At 38.5% G+C, this 6635-nt stretch carries 6 protein-coding genes and 1 pseudogene; 3 read left to right on the forward strand and 4 right to left on the reverse strand.

All coding sequences use genetic code 11. The features are described 5' to 3' along the window. Positions 1–22 precede the first annotated feature (22 nt). The 3 genes from A0F92_RS01745 to A0F92_RS01755 all read right to left on the reverse strand — a co-directional run bounded on the left by A0F92_RS01745 (position 23) and on the right by A0F92_RS01755 (position 2559). A complete protein-coding gene (locus A0F92_RS01745) occupies positions 23–835 on the reverse strand; it encodes a PASTA domain-containing protein (RefSeq protein WP_068241072.1) in 813 nt (270 codons plus the stop codon). Positions 836–887: 52 nt separating this feature from the next. Further along, on the reverse strand, positions 888–1874 hold the full coding sequence (locus A0F92_RS01750) for a D-alanine--D-alanine ligase (RefSeq protein WP_068241063.1): 987 nt from the start codon (positions 1872–1874) through the stop codon (positions 888–890). Positions 1875–2211: 337 nt separating this feature from the next. Continuing rightward, positions 2212–2559 (reverse strand): 4Fe-4S dicluster domain-containing protein, encoded by a 348-nt coding sequence (locus tag A0F92_RS01755; protein WP_068241065.1) that lies wholly within the window; start codon positions 2557–2559, stop codon positions 2212–2214. A gap of 18 nt (positions 2560–2577) precedes the next feature. Between A0F92_RS01755 and A0F92_RS01760 the strand changes: the two genes are divergently transcribed. The 3 genes from A0F92_RS01760 (at position 2578) to A0F92_RS01770 (ending at position 5963) form a co-directional block, all read left to right on the forward strand. Continuing rightward, positions 2578–3651, forward strand: coding sequence for an acyl-CoA reductase (locus A0F92_RS01760; protein ID WP_253810047.1), 1074 nt, complete (start codon positions 2578–2580; stop codon positions 3649–3651). A gap of 141 nt (positions 3652–3792) precedes the next feature. Then, complete coding sequence (locus A0F92_RS01765) at positions 3793–5325, forward strand: trypsin-like peptidase domain-containing protein (RefSeq protein ID WP_068241067.1); 1533 nt, start codon at positions 3793–3795, stop codon at positions 5323–5325. A 392-nt stretch (positions 5326–5717) separates the two neighbouring features. After that, positions 5718–5963: a hypothetical protein gene (locus A0F92_RS01770; protein WP_167516735.1), complete on the forward strand. Its 246-nt coding sequence runs from the start codon at positions 5718–5720 to the stop codon at positions 5961–5963. A 573-nt stretch (positions 5964–6536) separates the two neighbouring features. Here the strand turns inward: A0F92_RS01770 and A0F92_RS16015 are convergent. Next, positions 6537–6635, reverse strand: a pseudogene (locus A0F92_RS16015) (integrase core domain-containing protein); the annotation flags it as partial.

Raw genomic sequence — 6635 nt, forward strand, 5'->3', positions numbered from 1 at the left:
TTTTACAAATTAAATAATATTTTTAGTAACGCAAGGCTGAGTCTCTTGCAGGAGGCGGGGTACTACTCACAAAAACATCTACCACTTGCCCCTGATGAATGACGTTGTGCACTTTAACACCCGGTGATACTTCGGTAAATACTTCCGGAATTTGTTTCACAATAAAAGCATTCAATGTATCAGACACATTATCCATGGGTACAATTGAACCAATATTAATATTTAAAGCATTCAACTGGTTACGTGCCTGTGCCAAAGTGAGTCCAATTAAATCGGGCACCTGGTATTCACCACTGCCAATACCGCTGCCTAACACAAAACTAATAACGCTGCCCACGGGCAATTTGGTGCCGGGTTTAATACTACTACCATTATAGCGCTGCTCTAAAACTGCATTGCGAGCAATATCGGGTTTATAGGTGGTATCACCCATTTTTAAGCCCAGGGTTTGCAAATACATTTGGGCGCTTTTGATGGAAAAGCCAATTAAATTGGGCATGGTTACCTCCGGCGCAGCTGCCCTATTAACGGTTAAATAAATAGTTCGTCCCCTTTTCACCAATGCATCGGCATCGGGGCTTTGTTTGGCTACCGCTAAAGCACCGATGGTATTATCATATACTGAATCAATTACTTGAATACGAAAACCCTTGGCAGTTAATGCCTGAGTAGCAGCTTGAATATTTTGCCCAACTACAGCAGGTACTTTTTCTGTAACATTGTGCTGAGTAATAAAAGATAACATCTCAATAAAAACAAATAGCGCAACCAATACAATGCCAATGGCAGCCAGAATATTAACCCAAAGCGGTTTATGTGTAATAAATTTAAACACGATATTTTTAGTTGGTTCGGTGAAAATAATTGATTTGAAGGGTAAAAGCCATTTAGTATTTGTTAAAAGCCTCCTCAATTAATCGGGTATAAAATTCCTGCAAGCTCCACCCCATTGCTTTAACTTGCTGGGGTACAATACTCGCTTCACTTTGTCCGGGTATTGTATTCACTTCTAACAAATAAGGCGTTTGCCTGGCTTCATTCCAAATAAAATCCATCCGTACAATGCCGCGGCAATTCAAAACTTCATAAACCTTTCTTGCTGCTGCTTCTAATTTGTTTTGCCATTCGGCAGGTATAATGGCCGGCGTAATTTCTTTGCTTTTTCCCTGGTATTTTGCTTCAAAATCAAAAAAATCTTTTTCGGTCATCACCTCTGTAATGGGCAATACGATAATATTACCCCCGGTTTTAAATACACCAATGGTAAATTCCCTGCCGGCTATATATTCTTCCACCAATACTTGTGTATCTTCTTTAAACGCTTTTTCAAGTGCCGGCATTAATTCGGCTGCATCATTCACTTTACTCATACCAATGCTACTACCCCCATTATTGGGTTTAATAAACACAGGCAATTGTATGGTTTGCAAAATTTCAGTTGCAGTTACCGGTGTATGATGAAATACATGCATGCTTTTGGCAACCGAAATGCCACTGAATGCTACTACAGCAACGGTATACCGTTTATTAAAGGTAATGGCTGATGTTGCGGCATCGCAACTGGTATACGGCAAATTCAGTATATCAAAATATCCCTGCAGTTTACCGTCTTCACCCGGTGTGCCATGTATGCAAAATAAAACCGCATCAAAAGAAATTATTGTACCGGCTGCTTCAATGGTAAAATCTGCTTTGTTTACAGGCAGTTTGGTTCCATCCGGCTGCATACACCACCAACCCGATGCTGAAATATCAATTACAAAAACATCATACAGTTGCCGATTTACATGCGCTTCAATGGTTTTTGCACTTTTATAACTAATTTCTGACTCGCGACTATAGCCCCCCGTTACCAATGCAATTTTTTTTTTCATATTCTATCATTTTTTTCACATCTGCAATAAGACATCGGATTTTGTTGATGCATACACACTACAAAATTTCAACAAAAAAGCAAGGCAGATGAATGCTCCAAATATAGTAAGTATTCCATGCACAGAAAGGAATGTAGTTTTTAAAATAGCAACATACAGGAAATCAACAGGCCTAAAAAAAAGTGAAGAAACCTATAGCTTCTTCACCTCACGCTGGCGGGAAATATCACCCACCGTTACAGAATGTTACTTTTCAGTAGCATTTGATTGACCTTATAAAGTTAATATTCTTTTGCAGAAAAAAACAAATTTTTTCTATAAAAAACAGGTACAAATGTTAAATATGCAAACGCTCTTTTTTAGCCAGTAACCCTTCAACAGTTTCCTGATACATTTCATCGGGCACGCAACAGTCTACCGGACAAACAGAAGCACATTGCGGCTCTTCATGAAAGCCTTGGCACTCTGTACATTTATTAGGAACAATATAATACGTGTCGGTTGAGATGGGTGCAAAACGTTGTTCTGCATCTACTGTTGTGCCATCCATTAAAGTATAGGTACCTTTTACAGTTGTTCCATCGGCAATTGCCCATTCAACACCACCTTCGTAAATAGCATTATTGGGACATTCGGGCTCGCAAGCGCCGCAATTAATACATTCATCCGTAATTTTAATGGCCATAAGTGTAATTTTGAATTTTTGAAAGATGTAACAAATTTAAACGCAAAAGCAATTCAACAAATGGATTTAGCACAAAGAATTATCGCATTCAGCAAATTAGGGGCATATATACAGGAAAATGGGACGGTATGGCAGACCATAAAACAACAGGCAGCTCAAAAAAATCCCTGGTTTTTACCCGAGTTTATTGATACAGCCATTGAAAATATTTGTACCGCTTTTTTACAGGAAGATAAATTAGCCGCCTGGGTACAGCAATACGATATTGCCCAACACAATACAACCCCCAAAAATATTGGCATTGTAATGGCCGGTAATATTCCACTGGTTGGGTTTCATGATTTTTTATGTGTATGCATCAGCGGGCACAATGCCATTATTAAACCTTCTTCAAAAGATGAAGTACTGATCACCCACCTGATACAAAAATTATTTTTCTTTGAGCCTTCACTGAAAGATAGCATCACTATTGCGCCACAATTAAAAGGCTGCGATGCCTATATTGCCACAGGCAGCAATAACAGTAGCCGGTATTTTGACGATTATTTTGGAAAATATCCGCACATTATACGCCGCAACAGAACCTCTGTAGCACTGTTAACCGGTGAGGAAACAAAAGAGGAACTTGCTGCCCTGGCCTCAGACATTCAATTGTATTTTGGTTTGGGATGCAGAAATGTTACCAAAATTTATGTTCCGGAAAATTATGATTTCATCCCTCTGCTGCAAGCCTTGAAGCAATACGATTATTATATGGATTTTCATAAATACAAACACAATTATGATTACCAACTGGCTGTATTAATTATGAGCAATCAGTATTATATGACGAATGAATCGGTGCTGCTGGTAGAAAAAGAAACGCTCTTCTCTCCCATTGCACAAATACACTACGGTTATTACAGCAATGCACAGGAATTGAAAAAAACATTGCAACGAAACAACGATGTACAATGCATTGTTAGCAAAAAAGATATACCTTTCGGAAATGCGCAACAACCGGCACTGAACGATTATGCCGATGGAGAAGACACCTTATTATTTTTAAACAACATTGCTAATTACAACCATGTTAACCAAAGCGTTTTATAATTTTTTTGAGTTCACTAACAGCAAATACGACAAGCATCGTAAAACATTTGTTAAATGGATTTTTACTAACAAACAGTATTCAAACTGCTTCGTTACTTTGCAATAGAAGTTTAATTTTTCACATTTATTAATGTATATACTATGAAACTTAAAAACGCGTTAGCGATTGTTGCCATTAGTGCTGCAACCGCTTTATTAAGTGTATGGGGCTTTGGCCGTTATCAGGAATACAGGTATGCAGGAATGCAGGAACCCGGTAAATTACCCGTAAACTATGCCGGTTTTTTTAACAACAATACGGGCGCAGCTGATAACAGCTTCAACTTTACGCAAGCTTGTGCTGCAGCTACACCGGCAGTAGTACATATTAAAACCAGAACCAAGGCCAAGCAGGTAAGCAATAACTTACCCAAACGCAGTGATCCTTTAAGTGATTTTTTTGGCGACAATATGTTTGGAGATTTATTTGGCGGCAGCATGGGGCCCAGAATTATTCCGGAACAAAGAGCCAGCGGCAGTGGGGTTATTATTAGTGAAGATGGCTATATTGTTACCAATAACCATGTGGTAGATGGTGCCGATGAAATCAACATTACCCTGCCCAACAGAAAAACCTATAAAGCCACAGTGGTAGGAACCGACCCCAGCAGCGATTTAGCAGTGATAAAAATTGATGCCAAAGGATTACCTTATCTGGTATATGGCAATAGTGATGAAGCCAAATTAGGTCAATGGGTATTGGCTATTGGATATCCTTTGAATTTAGATGTAACGGTTACTGCAGGCATTATCAGTGCAAAAGCCAGAAACATTGATATCAATGCCCGTCAAAGCAATACACCTATTGAATCATTTATCCAAACCGATGCTGCAGTGAACCCCGGCAACAGTGGCGGTGCATTAATCAATACCCGTGGTGAATTAATTGGTATTAATTCTGCCATTGCCTCTCCTACCGGTTCTTATGCAGGATACTCTTATGCTATTCCGGTGAACATTGTAAAAAAAGTGGTGAACGATATTATTAAATACGGAACCGTACAACGTGCATTTTTGGGTATATCTTATCCCAAAGATGGTTTGAGTGATGAAGAGAAGAAACAAGCCGGTATTAAAGATGTAACCAATGGTATTTATGTATTGGATGTACCCGCCGGTGGTGCCGCTGCTGAGGCAGGCATTAAAAAAGGCGATATTATTACCAACATTAATGGGGTGGCCGTTACCACAGGACCTGAAATGGTTGAACAAATTGCCCGTTACAAACCGGGTGATAAAATTACACTGGGTTATATCAGAAACGGCGAACAGAAAACCGTGAACGTTACCCTTAAAAACAAAGCAGGTAACACCGATGTAGTGAAGGTAGCCAATGTAATGGATCGTTTGGGAGCCGATCTGGCGAATGTAGATAAGAAGACCGCCGATGCCAATAACCTGAATGGTGGTGTAGTAGTAAAGAAAATACAGCCCGGTGGCGCCATTCAAAAATCACGCATACAGGAAGGATTTGTGATTACTGCCGTAAATGGTATTGAAGTAAAAACCTTAGATGATTTAAAAGCAGCCCTTTCCAGCGCCAGCAATAGCGGTACCGTTCGTTTCGATGGTATTTATCCCGGCTATGGCGATTCTTACAGCTATCCCGTTCGGATTGACGGTGGTGGTGAATAACACTGCACAGATCAACCCATATATAAAAAAGGCCATCTTGCCAAGGATGGCTTTTTTATGACTGTAGGTTTTCACTACTTTTAAAAGAATCATTTTTTTGTGATAGCCGTACATGAGTAGCAGCATGTCCAATTACTTATGTTGTCATGAAAGTTATTTTCATGCATCAATACAACAGAAAATGAAAACATCAACAACAAAGGCTACAACAAATACTTAAAATTAGAAGGCGATATATCTATAGCTATTGATTATCAAAAGTTTCATCAGGATAAAGTCTGGGATGGTTTAAAAGGATACACCACCAATGCCAAAATATCCGATAAGCAGGTCATTGAAAATTATAAGAACCTATGGCACATTGAAAGAGCCTTTAGGATATCAAAGACAGATTGAAGTATACACCCTATCTATCACAGGCTAAACACCGTATTGAAGCACACATCTGCATTGCATTTACAGCTTATACCATTTACAAAGAATTAGAAAGAATACTCACTAAAGAGAAATCTAATTTATCGCTCAAAAAAGCTGCTGAATTAACCCACAGTATGTATCAGATAACTTATACACTACCTGAATCTAAACATATAAAGTCAATGCTACTAAAAATGGATGATGCGCAGGCTGAATTATAGCAAATTATTGGAAAAAATTATTAGGGTGTTCCAACGCTGAAAACAGGAAACAACATATGATCCCTAAAAGTCTCATTTTCAATCTCTTTTAATCGTACCATATCGGAATTGAAATGAAAATTCAATCGTAGTAATTTGTAGGCTACCATTATTTTATTGGACTGAGGATGGCCGTCTAAACTGTACAACAAAAGAAAAAATTAATAGTTGCATTGCGTCTGTTACCATCATTTTCTTTGCTGCAAAACAGCTTTCTATTTGTAACTTTAAGTAAATTTTTGTATGAAGAAAAAAAACATTTCGATAAATTAGATGTCTTACATCAGGCATTTGTTGAAACATTCAATTCTTCTTTAATTAAAGAAAAAGAAAATAAACTTTCGAAAGGACAATAAGATGCACTGCATCATGCCAAAAATGAGTGGCAGGGGTTGTAGGCTCCCCATTTTTAGTACAGTTCAAAAGTAGAATAATTTTTCATTTCAATTGTGTTAGTGCAATCTATTGGGCGTAGTGAAGCGAAGGCGTAGCCGAAGCGTAACGAAGCCCAATAGATTGTTGATTTTTTTCTCTATACATTTTTGGCGATATCCCACCCAGCGCATCATGAGGCCGTGTAGTATTGTAATCGTCAACCCATACCTGGGTTACTTCTCTTACTTCATCAATTGT

Source organism: Hydrotalea flava, assembly GCF_001623405.1.
In the GTDB taxonomy this organism is placed as follows: Bacteria; Bacteroidota; Bacteroidia; order Chitinophagales; family Chitinophagaceae; genus Hydrotalea; species Hydrotalea flava.

What these genes read in the sequence shown, in the direction of transcription:
- A0F92_RS01750 (WP_068241063.1), bottom strand. Translation starts at nt 1,874, where the DNA reads ATGAAAAAAAAAATTGCATTGGTAACGGGGGGCTATAGTCGCGAGTCA.
- A0F92_RS01755 (WP_068241065.1), bottom strand. Translation starts at nt 2,559, where the DNA reads ATGGCCATTAAAATTACGGATGAATGTATTAATTGCGGCGCTTGCGAG.
- A0F92_RS01765 (WP_068241067.1), top strand. Translation starts at nt 3,793, where the DNA reads ATGAAACTTAAAAACGCGTTAGCGATTGTTGCCATTAGTGCTGCAACC.